This window comes from Streptosporangium pseudovulgare (assembly GCF_014648055.1).
Classification (GTDB): Bacteria; Actinomycetota; Actinomycetes; order Streptosporangiales; family Streptosporangiaceae; genus Streptosporangium; species Streptosporangium pseudovulgare.
The window spans coordinates 16,216-41,758 of the sequence record NZ_BMQJ01000006.1 but is presented as its reverse complement, the minus strand read 5'-3'; the positions used below and the strand labels follow the sequence as shown (position 1 = coordinate 41,758).

The window sequence follows — 25,543 nt, the reverse complement described above, 5'->3', positions numbered from 1 at the left end:
GCCGATCATGGGAGATTTCGTGGCACCATCTATCCCGTAGTGGTGATTCTCCCCGGACCGGCAGCAGGACTTTCCTTGTGAACTCCCCACCAGAGACCCCGCCAGCGGCGGAGCAGATGGCGCGGCCCGCCGTGTCCGACGCCGATCTGCTGACCCGGCACATCGCCGGGGACCCGCACGCTTTCAGTGAAATAGTCAAGCGGCACCGAGACCGCATGTGGGCGGTCGCCCTGCGCACGCTGGGCGACCCCGACGAGGCGGCCGACGCCGTACAGGACGCGTTCGTCTCCGCCTACCGCAAGGCCGACAGCTTCCGCGGTGAGGCGGCCGTCACCACGTGGCTGCACCGCATCGTGGTGAACGCGTGCCTGGACCGCATGCGCAGGAAGTCCGTCCGCCCGGTCGCCGACGACGAGCTCGTCGAGGCCGCCGAGCGCGACACCCCCGTGCAGGACCAGACGGCCGAGCGCGAGGTCTCCATGGAGGTCTCGTCCGCGCTCCGGCTGCTGCCCGCCGACCAGCGCGCCGCGCTGGTGCTCGTGGACATGATGGGCTACTCCGTCGAGGACGCGGCCCAGGTCCTCGGGGTGCCGAGCGGCACCGTGAAGAGCAGATGCGCCCGCGGCCGGGCGAAACTGGCCCCGATTCTTTCCCACCTACGGAACCGATCAGACCTCACTCGCGTCTCATCCGCGAAGGGAGCAGAACTTCGTGACGGGTGACACGCACTACGACCTGGAGACCCTTGCCGAACTGGCTGAGGGTCTTCTCGACGCCGCCACGGCTCTGCAGGTACGCGAGCATCTCGCGATCTGCGATCCCTGTGGCGAAAGCCTCGCCGACCTCGCAGCGGTCCGTGAGGTGCTTGCCGCGACGCCCACCCCGGCCATGCCGATGGGGGTCGCCCTCAGGATCGACCGTGCGCTGGCCGCTGAGGCCGAGAGCTTCCGTGGAGGTGGAGTAGGCCTGGTGGAGGCACCGGCCTGGGACGACATAATGCGCGACGCGCCGTGGGAGACGACGTCCTCCCCCGTGCCGGAGCCGGTGGCGCACCTCGGGATCGTCGGCGACGACGGCACCGTGATCCCTGTCACGCGGCCCGTAACGGCAGGGGACGGCGACGCCCCCGCCACGCGGCCGGAGGTCGCCGCTGACGACCGCGACCGTGAGTTCGACGGCGAGCCCGCCGTTCCGGCCGCCCGCCTCGGAGTCGTCGGCGACGACGGCACCGTGGTCCCGGCTCCGGTCAGGCGGCGCCGCGGCTCCGGAGCCGCGCGGCGCCGGTGGGCCCTGCCCGCCGTGGCGGGCGTGGCCGCGGCCGCGGTGATCGGCGCGACCGTGGTGTCGACCGGCATGCTCACCGCGTCAGGGCCGGAGCAGGGCGGTTCGCTCGCCCTGACCCCGTCGGCCAGTGAGCCCGCCTATCAGCTGACCGACAGCAACTGGAACTACACCGAGCAGGAGCTCAGCGGCTCGCTGCTGGAGTACATCGGCCCGGCACAGATCGTGGACGCCGCCCAGGCGACCGACGCGTCCAAGATCGATCAGTGCGTGCAGCAGGTCTCCAAGAAGATCGGGAAGTTCCCGTTCGCGGTGGACCAGGGCTTCTACAACGGGCAGGAGGCCAACATCATGGTCTTCTGGCAGAACCAGGCGAAGAACACCGTGCGCGTGCACGTCGTGGGCCCGCAGTGCGAGAACGTTCGCAAGCCCGCCTTCGCCCGCTGGAAGTAGGCCCTCGGGGACGATCCGCGAGGACATCGGGGCCCGGCACGGAGTCATCCGTGCCGGGCCCTCCGTCTTCCGGCCGCGCCCCGCCGCACGGCCCCGCTCTCCCCGGCCCCGCCGCCGGTGCGGCTCGCCGTACGGCCGGTACGGCTCGCCGTACGGCCGGCCGTCATGCGGGGCGGTCCCCCGGCGGGGACCGGGTGGAGGCGGCGTCACCGCAGGTGGACGCGCCGGTTCGGGCGGGGGAATCACCGGCGCTTAGTATCTGTTGACGCCACTGGCAACGACGACGGGAAGGCACCGCAGTGATGGACGTCCGGAATGTGATCATCATCGGCTCGGGTCCCGCCGGTTACACCTCGGCCGTGTACTCGGCGCGCGCCGATCTGAGGCCCCTCGTCTTCGAGGGCTCGGTCACGGCCGGTGGCGCGCTGATGAACACCACCGAGGTGGAGAACTTCCCCGGCTTCCCCGACGGCATCATGGGGCCCGACCTGATGGACAACCTCCGCAAGCAGGCGGAGCGGTTCGGCGCCGAGCTGGTCGCCGACGACGTCGTCGAGGTCGACCTGCAGGCCGACCCCAAGGTCGTCAAGACCGCCACCGACACGTACCACGCCAAGACCGTCATCCTGTCCACCGGCTCCGGCTACCGCGAGCTGGGCGTGCCCAACGAGAAGCGCCTGTCCGGCCACGGCGTCTCCTGGTGCGCCACCTGTGACGGCTTCTTCTTCCGCGACCAGGACATCGTGGTCGTCGGCGGCGGCGACACCGCCATGGAGGAGGCGACCTTCCTGACCCGGTTCGCCAGGTCGGTGACGGTCGTGCACCGCCGCGCCGAGCTGCGCGCCAGCAAGATCATGCAGGACCGGGCGTTCGCCAACGACAAGATCCGCTTCGTCTGGGACAGCGAGGTGGTCGACGTCCTCGGCGACGCCAAGGTCACCGGGGTCCGGCTGCGCAACGTCAAGACGGGCGAGGAGAGCGAGCTGGCCGCCACCGGCCTGTTCATCGCGATCGGGCACGACCCGCGCACCGAGCTCCTCAAGGGCCAGATCGAGCTCGACGAGGAGGGCTACATCAAGGTCGACGCCCCCTCGACCCGCACCAGCGCCGACGGGGTGTTCGCCGCGGGCGACGTCGTCGACCACACCTACCGGCAGGCGATCACCGCCGCCGGCACCGGTTGCGCCGCCGCGCTCGACGCCGAGCGCTGGCTGGCCGACCGCGAGAGCTGACCCGACCGACGACCCGGACACAGAGACACACGAAAAGGGAGCAAGACCTTGGGCGCCATCAAGAGCGTGACCGACGCCAGCTTCGACGCCGACGTCCTGAAGAACGACAAGCCCGTCCTCGTCGACTTCTGGGCCGAGTGGTGCGGCCCGTGCCGCCAGGTCGCCCCGATCCTGGAAGAGATCGCCGGTGAGCAGGCCGACAAGCTGACCATCGTCAAGCTGAACGTCGACGAGAACCCGGCGACCGCCGGCAAGTACGGTGTACTCCAGATTCCGACCCTGAACGTCTACAAGGGTGGAGAGGTCGTGAAGCAGATCATCGGCGCCAAGCCGAAGGCCATGCTGCTCCGCGAGCTCGAGGGCATCATCTAGGACCGCCCGCGCGGCCCCGCTCCGGCGGGGCCGGACGGACGGGCCGGGAAAGGCCCCCTGCGGCACGGCGCACCCCACGGCGCACGGGCCGTACCACCGCTTCCGAGCGGCACACCCACCCGCGAAAGCCCCCTTCCACCCCACGGCAGGGGGCTTTCGCATGCGCGCCGACGCACGGCCGCGCCGATCCGCGTCCGCCGTACCGATCATCCCCGCCGTGCCGTACGGCCACGCCGGCCGCGTCCGCCGTGCCGTACGGCCGGGCACCGGTCATGTCCGCGATGCCGTACGGCCGTGCCGGTCATGCCGGTCGTTCCGCCGCGTACGGCGGCGCGGGGCGGGAAGCGGCTGAGACCGCCTCAGACCGGCCGTAGCGCCCGTTCCGGGTTCATGGATCCCAGCAGCCGCTCCAGGGCCACCTCGACGTCCTCACGCCACGACACGGCGGTCTTCAGCTCCAGACGGAGCCGGGGGAAGCGCAGGTGCGGCCGGACGGTCTTGAAACCCACCGAGAGCAGGTAGTCGGCGGGCATCACGCACGCCCCCGGCTGCTCCCACTTCAGGTCGCCGAACGCCTCGATCGCCCGCACCCCGCGCCGGGTCAGGTCCTTGGCGACGCCCTGGACCAGCATCCGGCCCAGGCCGCCCCCGGAGAACTCCGGGATGATGTGCGCGGTCATCAGCAGCACGGCGTCGGCGCTGACCGGCGAGGTCGGGAAGGCGATCGAACGGGGCACGTAGTGCGGGGGCGCGTAGAGCACGAACCCGGCGGGCACGCCGTCCACATAGACGATCTTCCCGCAGCTCCCCCACTCCAGGAGGGTGGAGGAGATCCACGCCTCCTTCTCCAACGCCGGGTCCCCGGCCTCGACGGCGCGGTTGCCGCTCATGGGATCCAGCTCCCAGAACACGCACCGGCGGCACCGGTGCGGCAGGTCGTCGAGATTGTCGAGAGTGACGTTGGCCAGCCGACGCGACACCTGTTGGCCCCAATCCTGGCGAGACGAGTGCGAGCCATGACGAAAACCCCGCGAAAACGGTGTCCCCAGCTGGCATCGTAGCCCAGTGGGGGTCCGTGTTTCAGACTGTCGCATCCCCCCACGCAGACGACATCATTCACTGACGTACGCTGGTTTCTCTGGCATGAGCACTCGCGTGCTCCACATGAGCTAGGAGGTGGACCGTGCCCCACGATTCTGATCACGGTCGGACCGTCGCGCCCCAGGGTTCGCGGATCGACGCCTATGTCGACCGGTACGCCGCACGGGCAACCGGGATGGTCGCCTCCGAGATCCGGGCGCTCTTCGCCGTCGCGTCGCGGCCCGAGGTGGTCTCGCTGGCCGGCGGCATGCCGTACGTCACCGCGCTGCCCCTCGACGTGGTGGGGGAGCTCGTCGCCGACCTCGTCTCCCGCCGCGGCCCGGTCGCGCTGCAGTACGGCTCCGGCCAGGGCGACCCGCACCTGCGTGAGCAGATCTGCGACGTCATGCGCCTGGAGGGCATCGATGCGGGCGCCGACGACGTCGTGGTGACCGTCGGCTCCCAGCAGGCCCTCGACCTGATCACCCGCATCTTCATCGACCCGGGCGACGTCGTGCTGGCCGAGGGGCCGTCCTACGTCGGCGCGCTCGGCACCTTCTCCGCCTACCAGGCCAAGGTCGTCCACGTCGCCATGGACGACGAGGGCATCGTCCCCGAGTCGCTCGCCCAGACCATCTACGCGCTGCGGACGGCGGGCGCGCCGATCAAGTTCCTCTACACGATCCCCACCTTCCAGAACCCGGCCGGGGTGACCCTCAACGCGGCCCGCCGGCAGCAGGTCCTGGACATCTGCCAGCGCGCCGGCATCCTGGTCGTCGAGGACAACCCGTACGGCCTGCTCGGCTTCGACGGCGAGCCCATGCGGGCACTGCGTGCCGACAACGCCGACGGCGTGGTGTACCTCGGCTCGTTCTCCAAGACCCTGGCCCCGGGCTTCCGGGTCGGCTGGGCGCTCGCCCCGCACGCCATCCGCGACAAACTGGTGCTGGCGATGGAGTCGGCGGTGCTCTCGCACTCCACCTTCACCCAGCTCGCGGTCGGCGAGTACCTCTCCGTGCAGCCGTGGCGCGAGCAGATCAAGACCTTCCGTGAGCTGTACCGCGAGCGCCGCGACGCCATGCTCACCTCGCTGGACGCCCTGATGCCGACCGGCATGACGTGGACCCGTCCCCGGGGCGGGTTCTTCGTCTGGGCCACGCTTCCCGAGGGCCTCGATTCCAAGGCCCTGCTGCCGCGCGCGGTCGCCGAGCGGGTCGCCTTCGTCCCGGGCACCGGCTTCTACACCGACGGCGGCGGCACCCGGAACATGCGCCTGTCGTTCTGCTATCCCGAGCCGGACCGCATCCGCGAGGGCGTCCGCCGCCTGGCCGGGGTGATCGAGCAGGAGCTGCAACTGCGCGACACGTTCGGCCCGGGCGCCGCGCCGGGTCACACCGGGGTGGACACCCCCGGCCCCGACATCGCCTAGGCCGTCCTTCACCCCGGGCCTCATGCCGTGATGATCACGGCATGAGGCGTGGGGATCTCTCCGATGAGCCGTAGTCGCCGCTGAAGCCGGAGGCGGCCACGAAGTCATCCGGCGCGACACCGGCCGCCCGCGCACACGTCGTCCACCGTCTTGTCGAAGGCTTGGTGACCGGTGATCGTCGCCAGGCCGGATTCGTCGCTCATCTCCTCACCGTGGGCACGCCCCGACCGGTGCCCGGCGCGGCGCCCGCAACACGCCCGTCGTGTACCGAGGCAGCCCGGCGCCGCCGGCGCGGGGGAGCCGGAAGCGGCGTCCCGGACCGCTGTGGGCGCCGCCCACCGGAGCCCTCACCGTCCCCTGTCACCACGCCACCCGCGGGCCACCGCGGCGCGCCGGAGCGCCTCGCCGTCCCGTCTGTCACCACGCCACCCATGGATCACCGCGGCGCGCCGGAACGTCTCGCCGCCCCGCGGGCCGCTGCCCGGCCCGCGGGTCCTTCCCGCCTACCCTGAGGTGGAAGCCCGGGCTCGCCGTCCGGCGGGCCCGCGGCCTCCGGCATGGGCGCCCGGCTCGGCCATCCGGTACAGGGTCCGGCATGGGCGCCGGGCTCCGGCCTTCCACGCGGGCGTCCGGTGACGGACCGGGCGAGCGCGGACCGGGCGCGGTGCCGTACGGTGACTTCCGCCGCCGTCGCGCGGCGAACGGCCCGGCCGCGACGGAAGCGGACCGGGACGCGGTACGGGTGGGAAAAGAGAGGTGTTTCGGGTGAGTGATCTGGGCCATGTCCTCGTTCTGGCGGGCGGGTTGTCCTACGAGCGTGAGGTGTCCCTGCGCTCCGGCCGCCGGGTGGGCGAGGTACTGCGGGCGGCGGGGATCCCGGTGGAGATCCGCGACACCGACGCCTCCCTGGTGCCCACCGTCCTCGCCGACCCGCCCGACGCGGCCTTCGTGACACTGCACGGCGGGTCCGGCGAGGACGGCGCCATCCGCTCGGTGCTGGAGCTCCTCTCCGTCCCGTACGTGGGCGCCGGGCCCGACGCCTGCCGGGTGGCCTACGACAAGCCCACCGCTAAGGCCGTCGTGCGTTCCGTCGGCCTCCGCACGCCCGACTCGGTGACCCTGCCGAAGGAGACCTTCCACGATCTCGGCGCGTCCAAGGTGCTGTCCCGGATCGTCGAGCGGCTGGGCCTGCCGCTGTTCGTCAAGCCGTCCCAGGGCGGTTCGGCGCTCGGCGCGTCGGTCGTCCGTACGGCGGAGGAACTGCCCTCCGCCATGGTCGGCTGCTTCGCCTACGGCGACACCGCGTTGATCGAGCGGTTCATCGAAGGCGTCGAGGTGGCCGTCTCCGTGCTCGACCTCGGGGAGGGCCCGGTGGCCCTGCCGCCCGTGGAGATCGTCCCGGACGGAGGGGTGTACGACTACGCGGCCCGCTACACCGCGGGCCACACCGAGTTCTTCGCGCCCGCCCGGCTGTCCCCCGAGGTCGCCGCGGCCTGCGCCGAGATGGCGGTGACCGCGCACACCGCACTGGGGCTGCGGGACATCTCCCGTACGGACCTCATCGTCGACTCGGACGGCCTGCCGCACTTCCTGGAGGTCAACGTCGCCCCGGGCATGACCGAGACGTCCCTCCTGCCGATGGCCGTCGAAGCCGCCGGCGACGACCTCGGCACCGTCTGCCGGGTGCTGCTGGAGCAGGCCGCCGCCCGCGGCACGGTCTGACCCCGCCGGGGTCCGTGCCACGGCACGGACCCCGGCGCGGGCCTGGGATCCATGGGGACCGCCCGACTGATCCTCGCTACAGCGAAGATCCACAAAACAGGTCCTAATGTGGTCCCGTGCTGACTTCCACCCCATTTCCGAAGAGCTTCGCCAGCGACAACCACGCGGGCGTCCACCCGGCGGTCATGGCCGCCGTCATCGAGGCGAACACCGGGGACGCCCCCGCGTACGGCGGGGACCGCTGGACCAGGGAGATGGAGGACGCCTTCCGCGCCGAGTTCGGCGACCGGGCGACCGTCTATCCCATGTTCAACGGCACCGGAGCCAACGTCGTCGGGCTGAGTCTCCTCCTGCGGCCCTATGACGCGGTGCTCTGCCCCGTCAGCGCGCACATCAACACCAGCGAGTGCGGCGCCCCCGAACGCCTGCTCGGCACGAAACTGGTCCCTCTCGCCGCGGAGGACGGCAAGATCTCGGTGGAGGACGTCCGGGGGCAGCTCTCGGCGCTGGGCAACGTCCAGCACTCACAGCCCCGCGTCGTCTCCATCTCCCAGGCGACCGAGTGCGGCACCTGCTACACCGCCGACGAGGTCGCCGAGCTCGCGGAGTTCGTTCACGCCCGCGGCCTTCTCCTGCACATGGACGGGGCGCGGCTGGCCAACGCCGCGGCCGGGCTGGGCTGCTCGCTGCGCGCCCTCACCACGGACGCCGGAGTGGACGTGCTCAGCTTCGGCGGCACCAAGAACGGCGCCATGGGCGCCGAGGCGATCGTCATCCTCAACCCCGAGCTGGACGCCTCCGCGTTGTTCCTCCGCAAGCAGGCGATGCAACTCGCTTCCAAGATGCGCTTCGTCTCCGTCCAGTTGGCCGCGCTCCTCGCCGGGGAGCTCTGGCGCGAGAACGCCGCCCAGGCCAACGCGATGGCCCGTCGGCTGGCGGAGGGCGTCACAGGACTTCCCGGGGTCTCGCTCCGCTACCCCGTCCAGTCCAACTCCGTCTTCCCGGCGCTTCCGGAGAAGGCGATCGCCGAACTCCAGCAGCGGTATCTCTTCCACGTCTGGAACGCCGAGGAGCGCGTGGTCCGGTGGGTCACCTCGTTCGACACCACGGCGGAACACATCGACGCCTTCCTCGCCGACATCCGGCTCGCCGTACAGGCGGCCACCGGAGCCTGACCCCTCTGCCCGGTACGGCTGGGCGGACCGGTGCGGCCGCCCGTCCGGACGGCGATGTTTCACGTGAAACGATGCCGAGAAACGACTCCTGAACGTAGAGTCCAGGTTTCCTTCGGCGGATCGGCGACCAAAGCGGAGAACCCGGGGCAGTCGTTGTTTCACGTGAAACAAGTCCGAGAGCCGATTCTGGAGCACAGGCCCGGGCCTTCACCAGGGACCCGGCAGTGGAGCGAAGGGCCTATGGACGGTCACTATTTCACGTGAAACATCGCCGCTTCCCGGCGGCCTCGGAGGAGAACCTTCCCCGTCCACCGGGAGCCCCCGGACAATGGCGACGGCCGAAGTGCAGCCAGGACCGAGTGCCGGATGGAGCCGGAACGACGACGGCCCGGCGCGGCGCCGAAACACCGGCCCCCTCATGGAACCGGGCGGGATAGCGGCGTCGATGTTTCACGTGAAACATCGACCGGCTGCCGCCTCACGCACCGGAGGAAGCCGTGGAGCGGGATCGGCCGGGTGCGGCAGCGGGCGGGATGCGGAACCGATGCGGACGTGGCCGGGGCATAGCGGACGAGGGCGCTCCCACTCGACGCGGAGGCGGCGCGGCGCGGAGGCGGTCCGACTCGACGCGGAGGCGGTCCGACTCGGCATAAGGGGTGGACCGGCACGGTATGAGGGGCGACCCGACCGGCGGCCTGGCTCCGTGGGGAGATGGCGGCGGCCCATCATGGAGCAACGGCGACGGTCTGCCGCGGGGGGCGGAAATGACGGTGGCCCGGTGTTTCACGTGAAACACCGGGCCACCGTCGCAGACGAGCCGTCAGCTTTCGCCGTCCCCCATGGAGCCAGGGGCCATCGTCGCGATGATGCGCTCCAGATCGTCGATGGTGGCGAACTCCACCACGATGCGTCCCTTGCGACGGCCGAAGTCGACCTTCACCCGGGTCTCGAACCGGTCGGAGAGCCGGTCGGCGAGCTGACGGAGACCCGGCTCCTCGGCCGGCTTCGCCCGGGGAGCCCGTGGAGCGGGCGCCGGAGCGGCCTTGGCGTCGCCGACGGCCACGATCTCCTCGACCTCCCGGACCGACAGCAGCTCCGCCACGATCCGGTTGGCGAGGTGCTCCTGGGCGGCCGGGTCGTCCAGCGTCAGCAGCGCGCGGGCGTGCCCGGCGGTGATCGTGCCCGCCGCGACCTTCCGCTGGACGTTGGGCGGCAGCTTGAGCAGGCGCAGCGTGTTCGTCACGTGGGCGCGCGAGCGGCCGATGCGGGTGGCGAGCTGCTCGTGGGTCGCGTCGAAGTCATCGATGAGCTGCCGGTAGGCGGCGGCCTCCTCCAGCGGGTTGAGCTGCTCCCGCTGGAGGTTCTCGATGAGGGCGTCCAGGAGGAGCTTGTCCTCCTGGGTGTCGCGGACGATCGCGGGGACCTCCGAGAGTCCGGCGCGCTCGGAGGCACGCCAGCGGCGCTCCCCCATGATGAGCTCGTAGGAGTCGTCGTCCACCGCCCGGACCACGACCGGCTGGAGCAGCCCGACCTCGCGGATCGAGATGGCCAGCTCGTCCAGTGCGAAGTCATCGAAGATCTCGCGGGGCTGGCGCGGGTTCGGCCTGATCTTCCCGATCGGGATCTCAAGGAAGTAGGCGCCCGCGACCGGCTGCAGCTCGGGCCGCCGTGGCTCCGGCAGCTCCGGCGGTTCCGGCTCCATGATGACCGCCGCAGCGGTCGTACCGGTGGTCACGACCGGCTCCTGGACCGGCGTCCGTACCTCCGTCACGGCCGGGCCGGTCGGGATGAGCGCTCCCAGTCCCTTGCCCAGTCCCCTCGGCGGCTTGCTCACTGCCTCTCCCGGCTCACGTCGGCGTCCCCAATGATCCTCGTAATGATGACAGCCACAGGCCCCCGGGCGCTCACACGGCAGCGCCGCGGTAGGCGATTTCGCGTGCGGCGTCCATGTAGGCCATCGCGCCGCTGGAGCCCGGGTCGTAGGTCATGACGGACTGGCCGTAGCTGGGCGCCTCGGACACGCGGACGCTCCGCGGGATGACCGTGTTCAGTACGGTGCCGCTGAAGTGCGACCGCACCTCCTCCGCCACCTGGGAGGCCAGGCGGGTCCTCCCGTCGTACATCGTCAGCAGGATGGTGGACAGGTCGAGTGTGGGGTTGAGGTGGGCGCGGACCAGGTCCACGTTGCGCAGCAGCTGGCCAAGGCCCTCCAGCGCGTAGTACTCGCACTGGATCGGGATCAGCAGCTCGTTCGCGGCCATCAGGGCGTTGACGGTCAGCAGGCCGAGCGAGGGCGGGCAGTCGATGAGGATGTAGTCGAACTCGTCGGCCCCGTAGGCGTTCAGCGCCCGCTGGAGGCGCGCCTCCCGGGCGACCATGGAGACGAGCTCGATCTCGGCGCCGGCCAGGTCGATCGTCGCGGGGGCGCAGTAGAGCCCCGGCATGTCCGGGACCTCCTTGACGACCTCCTCCAGCGGTACGTCCTCGACCAGGACCTTGTACATGTCCGGCACGTCGCCGCGGTGCTCGATGGAAAGCGCCGTGGAGGCGTTGCCCTGCGGGTCGAGGTCGACCACCAGGACCCGCTGGCCGTGCATGGACAGCGCCGCCGCGAGATTCACCGACGTGGTGGTCTTGCCCACCCCGCCCTTCTGGTTGGCGACCGTGAAGATGCGGGTCTTCGGCGGGCGCGGCCATACGGTGTCCCGGGGCACGCTGGAGTTTCCCGGAGTGGTCATGGTCGTCTGGGCCGATGTTTCACGTGAAACCACTGAACTGAGTGCCTCTCGTACCAGCGGCGAGTCGCCGGGGCTAAGGGGTGGCTGGGTCACCTGGGTCACGGTCGCCGCCCTTTCGACCGGCCGGGCCGCGGCTTCGGGAGCCGGGACCGGCCAGCCCAGACCACCGGGGTGTCCCGCTGGCAGGGTGACGGGATTCTCGGGCCAGCCGAGACCGCGTGTCGCGCCCGAGATCGCTTTTCCACGGTCATTCACTGGCTTCGTACTCGCTTTGCTCGGTCTTTCCGGTGGTGCTGTCCGGCTGCCTACTGCTGTCCGGCTGTCCTACTGATGTCGGGTCCGCTTCGCCCGCGAGGCGCGGTCCTTGCCGCGGGCCGCCTGGCGCGCTTTCCCGGGGAGCCGACCGGCGACCACCCGGATGAGAGTTGCCGGCGGCTCGACCTTACCGTGCCCGACGGACACAAGTTCGGCGGTTTGTACCCCGCTGGCCCGCAACTGGGCTTCTGCGTCCGCCAGTTCCCCGGCCGCCCGCTCTCCCTTGAGCGCCAGGAGCTCGCCGCCCTCGCGCAGCAGGGGGAGCGCCCATTTCAGCAGCCGGTCGAGCGGCGCCACCGCCCGCGCGCAGGCCACGTCGAACTCCCGCCGGCCCGCGACCTCCTCCGCCCGGCCGCGCAGCACCTCGACGTTGCCGAGTCCCAGCGCGTCCACGCACTCCTGGAGGAACGTCGTCCGGCGCAGGAGCGGCTCCAGGAGCGTGACCTGGATGTCGGGTCGTACGATCGCCAGGACCAGGCCGGGAAGGCCGGCGCCCGAGCCGATGTCCACCAGGCGCACATCGGCGGGGACGGCCTCGGCGACCACCGCGCAGTTGAGCAGGTGGCGATCCCAGATCCGGGGCACCTCGCGGGGGCCGAGCAGCCCGCGCACCACCCCCGGACCGGCCAGGAGCCCGGCGAACTCCTCAGCTCTCGACCAGGCGTCGCCGCTGAACACCTCGCGCGCGACCTCGGGCGGCTCGGGGATCTGCTCGCTCACTCGACGTTCACTCTTTTCTCGGAAACTGTCTTGGTCAGGGCGTTCTAAGGCTAATAGGCCACCCTCGCCCGCAGACACCGAAGCGGACCGGGGAAAGGCCGCCGTGTCCGGACGGGGGGCGGTCCGCCGCCGGGAGCCGTACCCGGAGGACGGAGGAAGGCGGCCCACCGCCGGTGGTCTGCCCGAAGGGGACATCCGCCGATGAGAGCCGCCTCCGAAGGGGGCGGCCCGCAGACGGAAGCCGTGCCCCGGGGAAGAGGGTTCACCGACGAAAAAGGCCGCCGCCCCTGGACGGACCAGGGGCGGCGGCCGGTGCTCTCGTGTCCGCCGCAGAAGGTCAGGCGGGCAGGACCACCACGAAGCGCCGGGGCTCCTCGCCCTCGGACTCGCTCCGCAGGCCCGCCGCCGCGACCGCGTCGTGGACGATCTTCCGCTCGAACGGGGTCATCGGCTGCAGCGCCTTGGGCTCGCCGCTGCGCTTGACGTCCGCGGCGACCTTGGTGCCGAGGTCACGCAGTTCCGTCCGGCGGCGGTCGCGGTAGCCGCCGATGTCGAGCATCAGCCGGGACCGCTGGCCGGTCTGGCGGTGGACCGCGAGCCGGGTCAGCTCCTGGATCGCCTCCAGCACCTCGCCGTTGGCGCCGACGAGGTCGCCGCCCTTGACGTCCACCACCGACACGACGGCGCGGTCGCCCTCGACGTCCATGTCGATGTCACCGTCGATGTCGGCGATGTCGAGCAGACCCTCGATGTAGTCCGCCGCGACCTCGCCTTCCTGCTCCAGCGCGGCGAGGTCCGGAGCCGTCTTCGCGGTCTCCTTCTCAGCCTCGGTCACTCCGCCACTCCTTCGTGCTGTCGGGGATGAGTCGTCATGACTTCTTGCTACCGGTCCGCTTGCTGCGGGGCTGACGGGTCGGCTGCTGGCGGATCACCTTGGGTGCCGGCTCGACGGGAGGAGCGGGGGGCTCGGTCTTCTTGACCTTGCCCAGCAGGCCCGGCTTGGGCTCGGGGGTCACCACGTTTCCCTTGGCGTCGACCACGGGAGAGGGGTTGCGGCTGTAGAACCAGTGCTGCTGGCCCAGCGTCCACAGGTTGGTGGTGACCCAGTAGAGGATCAGGCCGAGGGGGAAGTTCAGCGAGAAGATGGCGAACAGCGGCGAGATGTACATCAGGATCTTCTGCTGCTGCGCCATCGGGTTGTCCGGCATCTGCGCCATCGAGCGGGTGACGCTCTGCCGGACGGTGAGGAAGGTGGTCAGCGAGCTGACCGCCACGAAGAGCGCGAGCACGATCTTCGTCTGGATCGGGTGGGCGCCACCGAGGGCCTGGATCTGCTCGGAGCTGCTCCAGAAGGTGGCCGGCAGCGGGGCGCCGAAGATGTGCGCCGCGCGGGCGCTGTCGACCAGTTCCTTCGTCATGCCGAACTTGGTGTGACCGTCGGCCATCGCCCGCAGCACGGTGAACATCGAGATGAAGATCGGGAACTGGGCCACGATCGGCAGGCAGCCGCCGAGCGGGTTGGCCCCGGCCCCCTGGTACAGCGCCATGACCTCCTGGTTCATGCGCTGCTTGTCGTTCTTGTAGCGCTTGCGCAGTTCCTGGACCTTCGGGGCCAGCTCCTGCATCTTCTTTGACGAGCGCATCTGCTTGAGGAACAGCGGGAAGATGAGCAGCCTCATCAGCACGGTCAGCGTGATGATGGTCAGCGCCCAGGTCAGCCCGCTGTCGGGAGAGAGGAAGCTGCTATAACCCTGGTGGATCCAGGTGATGACATGGGCGACGGCCGTGTACAGCCAATTCAGCCAGGACAGCTCCACGGAGCTAGCTCCCTTGCGTTTCGTCGGACCGGACCGGGCGTGGGGGCACCGGGTCAAAACCTCCGGGATGGAATGGGTGGCAACGCCCGATTCTCCGGATCGTCAGCCATGTGCCGCGCAACGCGCCGTGAACGGCCAGGGCCTCCAGGCCGTAGGCGCTGCACGAGGGGTGGAAACGGCAACGGGGACCCAGCAGGGGGCTCACGTAGGCCCGGTAGAACCGGATAGGAGCCATCAGGGTCCTGGCGGCGGGAGTGCCGCCGTCGGTCTGCTGCGCCGTCATCATCGCCCATCCATGCGAGCCTTGGGAGGCTCTCGCCGCCTGAGTAAACGATCCAGCGCGACATCGAGTTCGGCGGCAAGGCGCTCGCTTCGCGCGGACGCGGCCGGTGGATTGGCGCGTACAACCAGCAGGCTACCTCGCGGGAGGCGATCCAGGCGTTCTCGCACGAGGTGTCTCAACCTGCGCTTGACGCGGTTGCGGACGACCGCGCCTCCCACGGCCCGGCTCACCACGAACCCCACCAGCGGCGGTTCACCGCTCTCCGGGCGCATGCTCAAGTGCGCGACCAGGGTGGGGCGGCCTGCTCGGCCTCCCTTTCTGACCGCGCTGGCGAACTCCTCGCCCCGGCGCATGCGGGATTCGGACGGCAGCACGAGTGGGTCTTCGTGGGATCCGGGCAGGTACGGCTATCGCCCGCCGGCTGTCACGGCCGGCGGGCGACGAGACGCTGCTGCCCTGGCCCGGCGGACCGGGCCTGGATACGTCAGGCGGAGAGCTCGGCGCGGCCCTTGCGACGGCGGGCGGCCAGGATGGCGCGGCCGGCGCGGGTGCGCATACGGAGCCGGAAGCCGTGGGTCTTGGCGCGACGACGGTTGTTCGGCTGGAAAGTACGCTTGCTCACGAGTGGGCTCCAGGCTCAAGGCGCGGCCCCCAGCACATGGGGACGCTTGACAGAGTGGCTGGCTTACCGGAGGCGGGGCATGCGAAATAGCCGCCGCGTGGTAAGCCGACCGTCGTACGTTACGGTGCCCGCGTGTCCCAGGTCAAACCGGCGGGCGGGCCGCCGACGGTTCGTCCACGAATCCACAGCCCCTTCGTCCACCGCCGCCCCGCCATCCACAGGGCATGCACCCAGCCTCCCCCGTACTGCCACTAGGCTGTGGACAACGTCTTGAACAGAGATGTGGACAAGACTACTGTCGGCCCTTCCAGACCTACTCTCCGCTGCGACGATGCGCGGGGCGGCGGGCGCGGGGCTGTGTACACCGTGTGGATTGCCTGTGGATTCCGGACGGTGGCCCGATGGGCCGCCGCGGCGCCCGGCGGGTGGACGGCGGGAGGACCCGGTGGGCCCGGCGGCCGCCGGTTGTGGATAACGGGAGTCGCGGTGAAGCTCGGTCGGGGGCCGCGTCGGAGGAGGTGAGCCGGGCCGTGGATGACGTGGATCTCGGCGCGATGTGGGCACGCGCGCTGGAGAACTCCCTCAACGAGAGCGTCCCGTCCCAGCAGCGTGTCTGGCTTGGCATGACCCGGCCGTTCGGCCTGATGAACGACACCGTGGTGCTCGCCGCCCCCACCGACTTCGCCCGCGACGTCCTGGAGAACAAGCTCCGTCCCCTGATCAGCCACGCGCTGTCGGCGGAGTTCGGCCGTCCCATGAAGGTCGCGGTCATGGTCGATCCCGGGGCGGCCGGCCCCGAGACCGCGGTCTCGCCCCGGCGCGACACTTATCCACAGGCTCCGGCGTCGGGTTACGCACAGGGCCCGGGGCAGCCACAGGGTTATGCACAGCCCATGTCACCGCAGCTCGGGGACGGTATCGCCGCCCAGGACGGCTACCGTGACCCGGGCTCCGGGGTGATGTCGTCCACCGGTTATCCACAGCGTCAGCCACAGGGTGGACGGTTTCCCTATCCGTACGGGCGGATGGACGAGCCGGCGCAGCCGTACCTCCCCGCGGACGACGCGGAGGCGGAGCGCCCGGGTGAGCGCGGCTCCGGCGGTCACGGTGGTCATGGCGGTCACGGCGGTCCCGCGGGTTCCGGCGGTTACGGTCAGGGCGGTTCCGACGGCTACGGCCCCGCGAGCCCCGACGGCTACCGCCCGGCGGGCACGGGAGGTCCGGCGGGCCCCGGCGGGTACGACCCGCGGCCGGCGCCGCCCCGCCCGGAGAGCGACGCCTTCGACCGGCCGTCGCCCGTGCCCGGCCCGCCGCCGGCCCAGACGCAGAACAGGTGGGACGGCCGCGGCGGCCGTCCACAGGGCGAGCCGGCCCGGCTGAACCCGAAGTACACCTTCGAGACGTTCGTCATCGGCTCCAGCAACCGGTTCGCCCACGCCGCCGCGGTCGCGGTGGCCGAGGCGCCGGCCAAGGCGTACAATCCGCTGTTCATCTACGGTGACTCCGGCCTGGGCAAGACCCACCTGCTGCACGCGATCGGCCACTACGCCCAGAGCCTCTACGACGGCGCGCGGGTGAGATACGTGAGCTCCGAGGAGTTCACCAACGACTTCATCAACTCCATCCGCGACCACAAGGCCGACGGCTTCCGCGCCCGCTACCGGGCTGTGGACATCCTGCTCGTGGACGACATCCAGTTCCTGGAGGGCAAGGAGCAGACGCAGGAGGAGTTCTTCCACACCTTCAACACCCTCCACAACGCCAACAAGCAGATCGTCATCTCCAGCGACCGGGCGCCCAAGCAGCTCGTCACGCTGGAGGACCGGCTGCGCAACCGGTTCGAATGGGGTCTGATCACCGACGTCCAGCCGCCGGAGCTGGAGACCCGCATCGCGATCCTGCGCAAGAAGGCGATCCAGGAGGGGCTGGCCGCGCCGCCGGAGGTGCTGGAGTACATCGCCAGCCGGATCTCCACCAACATCCGCGAGCTGGAGGGGGCGCTGATCCGGGTGACGGCGTTCGCCAGCCTCAACCGGCAATCGGTCGACCTGCAGCTCACCGAAGTCGTGCTCAAGGACCTGATCACCGAGGACGCCGGCTCGGAGATAACGGTCGCCACGATCATGGCGTCCACCGCCGCCTACTTCGGCCTGTCGGTCGACGACCTGTGCGGCGGCTCGCGCTCGCGGGTCCTGGTCACCGCCCGGCAGATCGCCATGTACCTGTGCCGGGAGCTGACCGACATGTCGCTGCCGAAGATCGGGCAGCAGTTCGGCGGCCGGGACCACACCACGGTCATGCACGCCGACCGGAAGATCCGTTCCCTCATGGCGGAGCGTCGTTCGATCTACAACCAGGTCAACGAGCTGACCACGAGGATCAAGCAGCAGTCGCGCGGCGGATGAGACGCGCCACCGCGTGATGCACAGGCTGTGGAAAACCTTGTGGACTGAAGGTATGAGTCGCCCGAAGGTGAATTATCGGGGCATTCAGTCATGATCATCACCTGCGGCCGAACTCGAATCGGTTTCGGCGCCTGGGGACGAACCTGGGGAGAACCTGGGGAAAAGCTGGGGAGAACTCGTGGACAACCTGTGGACGCCCTGTGGGGAGAGTTTTCCCCAAGGACAAAACGGTCTCTTACCCAGTGGATAACCTGGGGAAACCTCGTGGATAACCGGTGGATGAACACCCCTTGATCTGGGGACGGCCTGTGGGTACAGCTCGGTTGTCCCCAGGCCGCCAGGTTCTCCACACCCTTCACCCACACCCCCGGTGGATGAAAAAACTATAGTTGACCTGCGGAAACGATGGTCTTCCACAGTTTCCACCGCCCCTACTGTGATGACTCCATGTATCTCTCTAAGAACTTCAAGACCCATAGAGGGGTCCCGGAGCACACAGGTGCGGGACAGTGAACACCCGAACCCAAGGCGGCGAGCGAAGGGCGCTCGCCACACAGGAGGCAGATCCCCGTGATGTTCCGGATCGAGCGAGACGTCCTCGCTGAGGCGGTCGCATGGACGGCGCGCAGCCTTCCGGCGCGTCCCTCCGTGCCGGTGCTGGCCGGCATGCGCCTCGAGGTCACCGAGGGCGGCCAGCTCAAGCTCTCCGGCTTCGACTACGAGGTCTCCGCGGAGGTGACCCTCGAACCCCAGAGCGGCGAGGCGGGCGTGGTGCTGGTCTCGGGCCGGCTCCTCGCCGAGATCACCCGGGCGCTGCCCGCACAGCCTGTGGACTTCGTGGTGGACGGCGCCAAGGCGGTCGTCACCTGTGGAAGCGCCCGGTTCACACTCCTCACCATGCCTGTGGAGGACTACCCCTCCCTGCCGGCCATGCCGCCGGCCGCCGGCCGGGTGGGCAGCGACGTGTTCGCCTCGGCCGTGGGCCAGGTCGCCGTGGCCGCGGGCAAGGACGACACCCTGCCGATGCTGACCGGCGTGCGCGTGGAGATCGAGGGCGACACCGTGACCCTCGCCGCCACCGACCGCTACCGGCTGGCCGTGCGCGAGCTGAAGTGGCAGCCGGGGCAGCCCGACTTCTCGGCGATCGCCATGATCCCCGGCCGCACCCTCGCCGACGCCGCCAAGGCCCTGGGCAGCACCGGCGCCGAGGTCGAGATCGCGCTGAGCTCGGCGGGCGGCACCGGCGAGGGCATGATCGGCTTCTCCAGCGCCGGCCGCCGCTCCACCACCCGGCTGCTCGACCCGGAGTTCCCCAAGTACCGCTCGCTGCTGCCCACGGAGTTCTCCGCCCGCGCCGACCTGTCCACCGGCGCCTTCGTCGAGGCCGTCAAGCGCGTGGCCCTGGTCGCCGAGCGCAACACCCCGGTCCGGCTGGCCTTCCGCGGCGGCGAGGTCGTCCTGGAGGCGGGCACCGGCGACGAGGCCCAGGCGGTCGAGGTGCTGCCCGTCGACTTCGACGGCGACGACATCAACATCGCCTTCAACCACCAGTTCCTGCTGGAGGGGCTCGGCGCGATCGACTCCGACGTCGCCCGCCTGCAGATGACCACCTCCACCAAGCCGGCGATCCTCACCGGCGGCAAGCCCGTGGACGACGGCGGGACCCCCGACTACCGCTACCTGATCATGCCGATCCGGCTGTCGAGCTGACGCGGTCCGGCCCCGGTGGCCCGGTCCCGGCGGGACGCGCCGTGCCGTACCGCGGCGGGCGCCCGGGTGACGCGAGGGCGGCGCCGGCGGGCGGGGCGCACTGCCCACCGCGCCGCCCGCCGAGCCGGCTCGGGCCGCCCGCCGGGTGAGCGCGCGGCGGGCCCGGGTACGGTTCACCGGTGACCGAGATCATGCTGAAGGCGTGCCTCAACGGTTCGAGGAGGTTCGGCGAGCACCCCGCTCTGCCCCTGACCCCCCTGCAGCTCGCTCAGGAGGCCCGTGAGGCCTGTGAGGCGGGTGCGTCGGCCGTCCACATGCATCCGCGTGACGAGACCGGCAGAGAGTCTCTCAGCGCCGCGCACATCGGCGCGGCCGTCCGCGAGGTACGGCGGGCGTGCCCCGGCATGCCCGTCGGCGTCAGCACGGGCCTGTGGATATCCGGCGGGGACGCCGGGGAGCGGCGGCGGGCCGTACGGGGCTGGGCGGGGCTGCCGCCGGAGGACCGGCCCGACTTCGCCTCCGTGAACCTCTCGGAGCCCGGCTTCGCCGAGCTCTGGCACGACCTGCGCGAGCTCGGTGTGGACGTCGAGGCGGGGGTCTGGTCCACCGCCGACGCCGAGGCGCTCGCCGCGAGCGGCCTGGAGTGCCTGCGGGTGCTGGTGGAGATCATCGGCGGCCCGGCCGGCACCGCCGTGTCCCGCGCGCACGCCGTCCTCGCCCGCCTGGACGAGCTGGGCGTCCCCGGGCGGCGGCTCCTTCACGGTGAGGAGGAGCCGACCTGGATACTTGTGGATGAAGCGGGGCAGATGGGTCTGGCCACGCGTGTCGGCCTGGAGGACGTCCTCCACAGCCCTGTGGGCGACCCCGTTGCTGGAAACGCCGATCTGGTACGGCTTGCGATGGCGCGCCTGACGTAGATGGATGAAGAAACCCGAATAAGAGGGGGTGCTCGTATGCAAATCGGCATGATCGGGCTGGGCAAAATGGGCGGCAACATGGCCGAGCGCCTGCGCCGCGGCGGCCACGACGTGGTCGGTTACGACCGCGACCCGTCGATCAGCGACGTCGCGAACCTGAAGGAGCTGGTGGACCGGCTCCAGGCGCCGCGCGCGGTGTGGGTCATGGTGCCGGCCGGCGCGCCGACCCAGGCGACGGTCGAGCAGCTCGGCGAGCTGCTGTCGCCCGGTGACATCGTCATCGACGGCGGCAACTCGCACTACCTCGACGACCGCAAGCACGGCGAGGAGCTCGGCGCCCGGGGCGTCGGCTTCGTCGACTGCGGCGTGAGCGGCGGCGTCTGGGGCCTGGAGAACGGCTACGCGCTGATGACCGGCGGCTCCGACGAGGACGTCCGGAGGCTGATGCCGATCTTCGAGACCCTCAAGCCCGAGGAGGGCGGCTTCGTCCACGCGGGCGGCATCGGCGCCGGCCACTTCGCGAAGATGGTCCACAACGGCATCGAGTACGGCATGATGCAGGCCTTCGCCGAGGGCTGGGAGCTGCTGGAGGCCTCCGACGTCGTGACCGACGTGGCCGGCGCCTTCAAGAGCTGGCGCAACGGCACGGTCATCCGCTCCTGGCTGCTCGACCTGCTGGTCCGCGCCCTCGACGAGGACCCCGGGCTGGAGGAGCTGAAGGGTTACGCCCAGGACTCCGGCGAGGGCCGGTGGACCGTCCAGGCCGCCGTGGACCACGCGGTGCCGCTGCCGGTCATCACCGCCGCCCTGTACGCCAGGTTCGCCTCCCGGCAGGACGACTCCCCGGCGATGAAGGTCGTCGCGGCCCTGCGCAACCAGTTCGGCGGCCACGCGGTCACCGCCAAGGAGGGCCAGGTCGCCAAGGGCGCCGACGCCCCGGGCGCCGACGTCGTCCCGCCGGCGGAGGCCGACAGGTGACGCGGCGCCCGTACGGCCGCGCACCCCGCCGCGGGAGACGCGGGGCGCGCGGCCGTACGGGCACCCTCGCGACGGCCGCCCGTGGCGGACGGGGCCGACCGCGACCCCCGGGGTGCGGCTAGTCTTCGAGGGGTGTACGTCGCCCATCTCTCGCTGACCGACTTCCGGTCCTACGACACCGCAGACCTCGGCCTGGAGCCGGGCGTCACGGCCTTCGTCGGGCCCAACGGGCAGGGGAAGACCAACCTGGTCGAGGCGCTGGGCTACGTCGCGACGCAGTCGAGCCACCGGGTGGCCACCGACGCGCCGCTGGTGCGGCACGGGGCGGCCCGGGCGATCGTCCGCTGCGTCGTCGTGCGGGACGACCGCCGCGCCCTGGTCGAGCTGGAGATCAACCCGGGAAAGGCCAACCGCGCCCGGCTGAACCGCTCGCCGATCTCCCGCGCCCGTGACGCCGTCGGGCTGCTGCGCACGGTCCTGTTCGCGCCGGAGGACCTCGCGATGGTCAAGGGCGACCCGTCGGAGCGGCGCCGCTACCTCGACGACCTGCTGGTGGCCAGGACGCCCCGCTTCGCCGGGGTCCGCGCCGACTACGACCGGGTGCTCAAGCAGCGCGGGGCGCTGCTGCGCACGGCGGCGCAGGCGCGGCGCGGCGGCCGGAGCGGGCGCCGGGCCGAGAACGACGCGGGCTTCGCCGCCGCAGGGGCGGGCGACCCGCTGAGCACGCTGGAGGTGTGGGACGCCCACCTCGCCAGATACGGCGCCGAGCTGCTCGCGGCCCGCCTGGAGCTGGTCGAGGCGCTGCGGCCGCTGGTCGCCGCCTCCTACGCCGCCCTGGCCCCCGACTCCGCCCCCGCCGGCCTGGTCTACCGCGGCACGCTGCCCGGGGACGCGCCGGACGCCGGTGACGGCGAGGGCGCCGCGGACACCGGGCACGGCGCGGACCCGGCCGACCGCTCGGTCCTGGAGAAGCGGCTGCGCGAGGCGCTGGCCGAGGTCAGGAGCGCCGAGCTGGAGCGCGGCGTCACCCTGGTCGGCCCGCACCGCGACGACCTGTTCCTGGGCCTGGGAGACCTTCCCGCGCGCGGCTACGCCAGCCACGGGGAGTCGTGGTCGTTCGCGCTGGCCCTCCGGCTGGCCGCCTACGACCTGCTGCGGGCCGACGGCGGCGACCCGGTCCTCATCCTCGACGACGTCTTCGCCGAGCTGGACAGCCGCCGGCGCCGCCGCCTGGCGGAGATCGTCGCCCCCGCCGAGCAGGTGCTCATCACCGCCGCCGTGCCCGCCGACGTGCCGCCGGAGCTGGCCGGGGCCCGGTTCGACGTGACCGAGGGGAGTGTCGGGCGTGTCCGCTGACGACGCCGCGCGGGACCGGCCGGACCGGCCCGCGCGCGGCTCCGGGGACTCCGGGGCGGACGGCGGGAGCGCCGTACCCGGGGCGGGTCCCGGTACGGGGACCGGCGCCGCGGCGGCGGCAGAGGCGGCCGCGGGCACCGCGGCCCGGGGCGCCGCGCTGGCCAGGGAGAAGCTGGCCCAGGCCAAGGCCGACGCGGCCCGCCGCGGCAGGCTGCCGCGGCGCGAGCCCAGGCGCGCGGCGTCCGGCGCCCGCAGGGAGGGCGGCGACCCCCAGCTCCTCGGCCGGGCCATCGCCGACCTGCTGGCCGACCGGGGCTGGGAGCGGCCCGCCGCGGTGGGCGGGGTGTTCGGCCGCTGGCCCGAGATCGTGGGCCCGGAGCTGGCCTCCCACACCCGGCCGGAGACCTTCGCCGACGGGGAGGTCGTGGTGTCCGCCGACTCCACGGCCTGGGCCACCCAGGTGCGCCTGCTGGCGAGAACCCTGGTCAGACGGCTTAACGAGGAGCTCGGGGACGGCACGGTGCAGCGGGTGCGGGTGCGCGGTCCGCAGCACGGCCCACGCCCCGGCGGCCTCCGGGTCACCGGCAGCCGGGGCCCAGGTGACACGTACGGTTGATCACGGTGGTCCGGCTGACGCCGAAAACGGATCAGCAGCCCCTCTCGCGCGATGACCCCCCACCCCCGAGGGGGGATGCCCAAATGGAGGGTGGACGCGCTAGAGAGGCTTCTGGAGCCCGTCAATGCCGCATCACGCGTCCCGAGCCGCTAGAATGGAACCGAATTCCGGACACGTCCGTTTGCGTGACACCCCGGCCTGCGAGGCCGACTCCCCCGGGTGGGCGCATCGGGGCATTCACGACGGTGACGGGCAGGGCGGGGCTTAATCGGGTCCCCGCTGCGTGTCCGCGGCAGGAGGATTCCGCACTTGTCCTACGACGCTAGCTCAATCACCGTTCTCGAAGGGCTTGAGGCGGTCCGTAAGCGCCCAGGCATGTACATCGGCTCGACCGGGGAACGCGGTCTGCACCACCTCGTCTACGAGGTCGTGGACAACTCCGTGGACGAGGCCCTCGCCGGTCACGCCGACAGGATCGAGGTCACCCTCCTCGCCGACAACGGCGTGCGGGTCGTGGACAACGGCCGTGGCATCCCCGTCGGCATGCACCCCGTCGAGAAGCGGCCCGCGGTCGAGGTCGTCCTGACCGTGCTGCACGCGGGAGGCAAGTTCGACGGAAAGTCCTACGCGGTCTCCGGTGGTCTGCACGGCGTCGGCGTCTCCGTGGTGAACGCGCTGTCCACCAGGCTGGAGGTGGAGATCCTCACCGACGGCCACTACTGGCGGCAGTCCTACGCGGACTCCCGGCCGACGGCGCCCCTGGAGAAGGGCGAGCCGACCGAGAAGACCGGCACGTCGATCACCTTCTGGGCCGACCCCACCATCTTCGAGACCACGACGTGGAACTTCGAGACGCTCTCGCGCCGCTTCCAGGAGATGGCCTTCCTCAACAAGGGCCTGACGATCTCCCTGCGCGACGAGCGCCCCGGCCACTCCGCCGGTGAGGACGGCGAGGGTGGGCCGGTAGAGGTGATCTACCACTACGAGGGCGGCCTGTCCGACTTCGTCAAGCACCTCAACTCGAAGAAGGAGGCGGCGCACGTCTCGGTGATCGACTTCGAGGAGAACGGCGACGGGATCTCGGTCGAGATCGCGATGCAGTGGAACAACTCCTACACCGAGTCGGTCTACACCTTCGCCAACACCATCAACACGGCCGAGGGCGGCACCCACGAGGAGGGCTTCCGCGCGGCGCTGACGTCGATCGTCAACCGCTACGCGCGCGAGCAGAAGTTCCTCAAGGAGGGCAAGGACGACAACCTCACCGGCGAGGACATCCGCGAGGGACTCACCGCGATCATCTCGGTGAAGCTGGCCGACCCGCAGTTCGAGGGCCAGACCAAGACCAAGCTGGGCAACACCGAGGCCAAGTCGTTCGTGCAGAAGGCCTGCAACGACCACCTGCGCGACTGGTTCGAGCGCAACCCCGGCGAGGCCAAGGACATCATCAGCAAGTCCCTGCAGGCCTCCCGCGCCCGTCTCGCGGCCCGCCAGGCCCGCGACCTGACCCGGCGCAAGTCGCTGCTGGAGGCCGGTTCCGGGCTGCCCGGCAAGCTGGCCGACTGCCAGTGGAGCGACCCGGAGAAGTGCGAGCTGTTCATCGTCGAGGGCGACTCGGCCGGCGGCTCGGCCAAGGGCGGCCGCGACTCCCGCTTCCAGGCGATCCTGCCCATCCGCGGCAAGATCCTGAACGTGGAGAAGGCGCGGATCGACAAGGTCCTGAAGAACGCCGAGGTCCAGGCGCTGATCACCGCCATGGGCACCGGCGTCCACGACGAGTTCGACATCTCCAAGCTGCGCTACCACAAGCTGATCCTGATGGCCGACGCCGACGTCGACGGCCAGCACATCAACACTCTGCTGCTGACGCTGCTGTTCCGCTTCATGCGTCCGCTGATCGAGGCCGGGCACGTCTACCTGTCCCAGCCGCCGCTCTACAAGATCAAGTGGGACCGCCGGGGCGAGGACGCCTCCTACGCCTACTCCGACCCCGAGCGTGACGCGATCATCCAGGAGGGCATCGACCGGGGCAGGCGCGACCCGCGCCTGCACGACGGCGTCCAGCGGTTCAAGGGTCTGGGCGAGATGAACGCCGGCCAGCTGTGGGACACCACGATGAACCCCGAGAGCCGCGTCCTGCGCCTGGTCACCCTCGACGACGCCGCGCAGGCCGACGAGCTGTTCAGCGTCCTGATGGGCGAGGACGTCGAGGCACGCCGCTCCTTCATCATCCGGAACGCACGGGACGTCCGCTTCCTCGACGTGTAGCGGCGGTCCCCCGACGCGTAGCGGCAGCCGTACAGACCTCTCTTCGAAAAGGAC

23 protein-coding genes are annotated in these 25,543 nt (G+C 71.0%); 14 read left to right on the top strand and 9 right to left on the bottom strand.

Features of this window, described 5'->3' with window-relative positions:
* The first annotated feature begins 116 nt into the window (after nucleotides 1–116).
* The 4 genes from sigM to trxA all read left to right on the top strand — a co-directional run bounded on the left by sigM (nucleotide 117) and on the right by trxA (nucleotide 3,338).
* On the top strand, nucleotides 117–722 hold the full coding sequence (gene sigM / locus IEZ10_RS13760; protein ID WP_179821653.1) for an RNA polymerase sigma factor SigM: 606 nt from the start codon (nucleotides 117–119) through the stop codon (nucleotides 720–722).
* Entirely contained in the window at nucleotides 712–1,734 is a 1,023-nt protein-coding gene (locus IEZ10_RS13755) for an anti-sigma factor family protein (protein WP_189246893.1), read from the top strand. Before sigM ends, IEZ10_RS13755 begins: the two co-directional genes overlap by 11 nt.
* 299 nt (nucleotides 1,735–2,033) lie before the next feature.
* The gene (trxB, locus tag IEZ10_RS13750) at nucleotides 2,034–2,966 is read left to right on the top strand and encodes a thioredoxin-disulfide reductase (protein WP_189246892.1); all 933 of its coding nucleotides are present in this window, start codon (nucleotides 2,034–2,036) and stop codon (nucleotides 2,964–2,966) included.
* Nucleotides 2,967–3,014: 48 nt separating this feature from the next.
* The gene (gene trxA, locus IEZ10_RS13745; RefSeq protein WP_179821647.1) at nucleotides 3,015–3,338 is read left to right on the top strand and encodes a thioredoxin; all 324 of its coding nucleotides are present in this window, start codon (nucleotides 3,015–3,017) and stop codon (nucleotides 3,336–3,338) included.
* A gap of 359 nt (nucleotides 3,339–3,697) precedes the next feature.
* Here the strand turns inward: trxA and IEZ10_RS13740 are convergent, their stop codons facing one another.
* Entirely contained in the window at nucleotides 3,698–4,318 is a 621-nt protein-coding gene (locus IEZ10_RS13740) for a GNAT family N-acetyltransferase (RefSeq protein WP_189246891.1), read from the bottom strand.
* Nucleotides 4,319–4,614: 296 nt separating this feature from the next.
* Between IEZ10_RS13740 and IEZ10_RS13735 the strand changes: the two genes are divergently transcribed.
* From IEZ10_RS13735 to IEZ10_RS13725, 3 genes are all read left to right on the top strand, one after another.
* On the top strand, nucleotides 4,615–5,847 hold the full coding sequence (locus IEZ10_RS13735; protein ID WP_229811290.1) for an aminotransferase-like domain-containing protein: 1,233 nt from the start codon (nucleotides 4,615–4,617) through the stop codon (nucleotides 5,845–5,847).
* 765 nt (nucleotides 5,848–6,612) lie between these two features.
* Nucleotides 6,613–7,569: a D-alanine--D-alanine ligase family protein gene (locus tag IEZ10_RS13730; protein ID WP_189246889.1), complete on the top strand. Its 957-nt coding sequence runs from the start codon at nucleotides 6,613–6,615 to the stop codon at nucleotides 7,567–7,569.
* Nucleotides 7,570–7,685: 116 nt separating this feature from the next.
* Nucleotides 7,686–8,744, top strand: coding sequence for a threonine aldolase family protein (locus IEZ10_RS13725; protein WP_189246888.1), 1,059 nt, complete (start codon nucleotides 7,686–7,688; stop codon nucleotides 8,742–8,744).
* 820 nt (nucleotides 8,745–9,564) lie between these two features.
* Here IEZ10_RS13725 and IEZ10_RS13720 read toward each other — a convergent pair.
* From IEZ10_RS13720 to rpmH, 8 genes are all read right to left on the bottom strand, one after another.
* Nucleotides 9,565–10,578, bottom strand: coding sequence for a ParB/RepB/Spo0J family partition protein (locus IEZ10_RS13720; protein WP_189246887.1), 1,014 nt, complete (start codon nucleotides 10,576–10,578; stop codon nucleotides 9,565–9,567).
* Nucleotides 10,579–10,648: 70 nt separating this feature from the next.
* Complete coding sequence (locus tag IEZ10_RS13715; RefSeq protein WP_229811241.1) at nucleotides 10,649–11,482, bottom strand: ParA family protein; 834 nt, start codon at nucleotides 11,480–11,482, stop codon at nucleotides 10,649–10,651.
* 324 nt (nucleotides 11,483–11,806) lie between these two features.
* Nucleotides 11,807–12,517 carry a 16S rRNA (guanine(527)-N(7))-methyltransferase RsmG gene (rsmG, locus tag IEZ10_RS13710; RefSeq protein WP_189246886.1) on the bottom strand — a complete coding sequence of 237 codons (711 nt, stop codon included), beginning with the start codon at nucleotides 12,515–12,517 and terminating at the stop codon, nucleotides 11,807–11,809.
* A gap of 337 nt (nucleotides 12,518–12,854) precedes the next feature.
* On the bottom strand, nucleotides 12,855–13,352 hold the full coding sequence (locus IEZ10_RS13705) for a Jag family protein (protein ID WP_189246885.1): 498 nt from the start codon (nucleotides 13,350–13,352) through the stop codon (nucleotides 12,855–12,857).
* A gap of 34 nt (nucleotides 13,353–13,386) precedes the next feature.
* On the bottom strand, nucleotides 13,387–14,334 hold the full coding sequence (gene yidC / locus IEZ10_RS13700; RefSeq protein WP_189246884.1) for a membrane protein insertase YidC: 948 nt from the start codon (nucleotides 14,332–14,334) through the stop codon (nucleotides 13,387–13,389).
* 4 nt (nucleotides 14,335–14,338) lie between these two features.
* Nucleotides 14,339–14,617, bottom strand: coding sequence for a membrane protein insertion efficiency factor YidD (gene yidD, locus IEZ10_RS13695; protein WP_179821626.1), 279 nt, complete (start codon nucleotides 14,615–14,617; stop codon nucleotides 14,339–14,341).
* Nucleotides 14,617–14,991: a ribonuclease P protein component gene (rnpA, locus tag IEZ10_RS13690; protein WP_179821623.1), complete on the bottom strand. Its 375-nt coding sequence runs from the start codon at nucleotides 14,989–14,991 to the stop codon at nucleotides 14,617–14,619. The genes yidD and rnpA overlap by 1 nt, the downstream gene beginning before the upstream one ends.
* 110 nt (nucleotides 14,992–15,101) lie before the next feature.
* Entirely contained in the window at nucleotides 15,102–15,239 is a 138-nt protein-coding gene (gene rpmH / locus IEZ10_RS13685; RefSeq protein WP_010849920.1) for a 50S ribosomal protein L34, read from the bottom strand.
* 755 nt (nucleotides 15,240–15,994) lie between these two features.
* On the opposite strand from rpmH, the gene dnaA reads away from it, so the two are divergent.
* The 7 genes from dnaA (at nucleotide 15,995) to gyrB (ending at nucleotide 25,489) form a co-directional block, all read left to right on the top strand.
* Nucleotides 15,995–17,644, top strand: coding sequence for a chromosomal replication initiator protein DnaA (dnaA, locus tag IEZ10_RS13680; protein ID WP_506004880.1), 1,650 nt, complete (start codon nucleotides 15,995–15,997; stop codon nucleotides 17,642–17,644).
* Between the two features lie 570 nt (nucleotides 17,645–18,214).
* Nucleotides 18,215–19,354: a DNA polymerase III subunit beta gene (gene dnaN / locus IEZ10_RS13675; RefSeq protein WP_189246882.1), complete on the top strand. Its 1,140-nt coding sequence runs from the start codon at nucleotides 18,215–18,217 to the stop codon at nucleotides 19,352–19,354.
* Nucleotides 19,355–19,533: 179 nt separating this feature from the next.
* Nucleotides 19,534–20,271 carry a 3-keto-5-aminohexanoate cleavage protein gene (locus IEZ10_RS13670; protein WP_229811240.1) on the top strand — a complete coding sequence of 246 codons (738 nt, stop codon included), beginning with the start codon at nucleotides 19,534–19,536 and terminating at the stop codon, nucleotides 20,269–20,271.
* A 36-nt stretch (nucleotides 20,272–20,307) separates the two neighbouring features.
* A complete protein-coding gene (gene gnd / locus IEZ10_RS13665; protein ID WP_189246881.1) occupies nucleotides 20,308–21,249 on the top strand; it encodes a phosphogluconate dehydrogenase (NAD(+)-dependent, decarboxylating) in 942 nt (313 codons plus the stop codon).
* Between the two features lie 132 nt (nucleotides 21,250–21,381).
* Nucleotides 21,382–22,605 carry a DNA replication/repair protein RecF gene (recF, locus tag IEZ10_RS13660; RefSeq protein WP_189246880.1) on the top strand — a complete coding sequence of 408 codons (1,224 nt, stop codon included), beginning with the start codon at nucleotides 21,382–21,384 and terminating at the stop codon, nucleotides 22,603–22,605.
* Nucleotides 22,595–23,221 carry a DciA family protein gene (locus tag IEZ10_RS39925; protein WP_268246310.1) on the top strand — a complete coding sequence of 209 codons (627 nt, stop codon included), beginning with the start codon at nucleotides 22,595–22,597 and terminating at the stop codon, nucleotides 23,219–23,221. The genes recF and IEZ10_RS39925 overlap by 11 nt, the downstream gene beginning before the upstream one ends.
* A gap of 309 nt (nucleotides 23,222–23,530) precedes the next feature.
* Entirely contained in the window at nucleotides 23,531–25,489 is a 1,959-nt protein-coding gene (gyrB, locus tag IEZ10_RS13650; RefSeq protein WP_189246879.1) for a DNA topoisomerase (ATP-hydrolyzing) subunit B, read from the top strand.
* The last annotated feature ends 54 nt before the right edge of the window (nucleotides 25,490–25,543 follow it).

Coding starts and splice junctions, on each gene's coding strand:
- IEZ10_RS13715 (WP_229811241.1), bottom strand. CDS start 11,482: ATGACCACTCCGGGAAACTCCAGCGTGCCCCGGGACACCGTATGGCCG.
- sigM (WP_179821653.1), top strand. CDS start 117: ATGGCGCGGCCCGCCGTGTCCGACGCCGATCTGCTGACCCGGCACATC.
- dnaA (WP_506004880.1), top strand. CDS start 15,995: ATGAAGGTCGCGGTCATGGTCGATCCCGGGGCGGCCGGCCCCGAGACC.
- gnd (WP_189246881.1), top strand. CDS start 20,308: ATGCAAATCGGCATGATCGGGCTGGGCAAAATGGGCGGCAACATGGCC.
- yidD (WP_179821626.1), bottom strand. CDS start 14,617: ATGACGGCGCAGCAGACCGACGGCGGCACTCCCGCCGCCAGGACCCTG.
- IEZ10_RS13735 (WP_229811290.1), top strand. CDS start 4,615: ATGGTCGCCTCCGAGATCCGGGCGCTCTTCGCCGTCGCGTCGCGGCCC.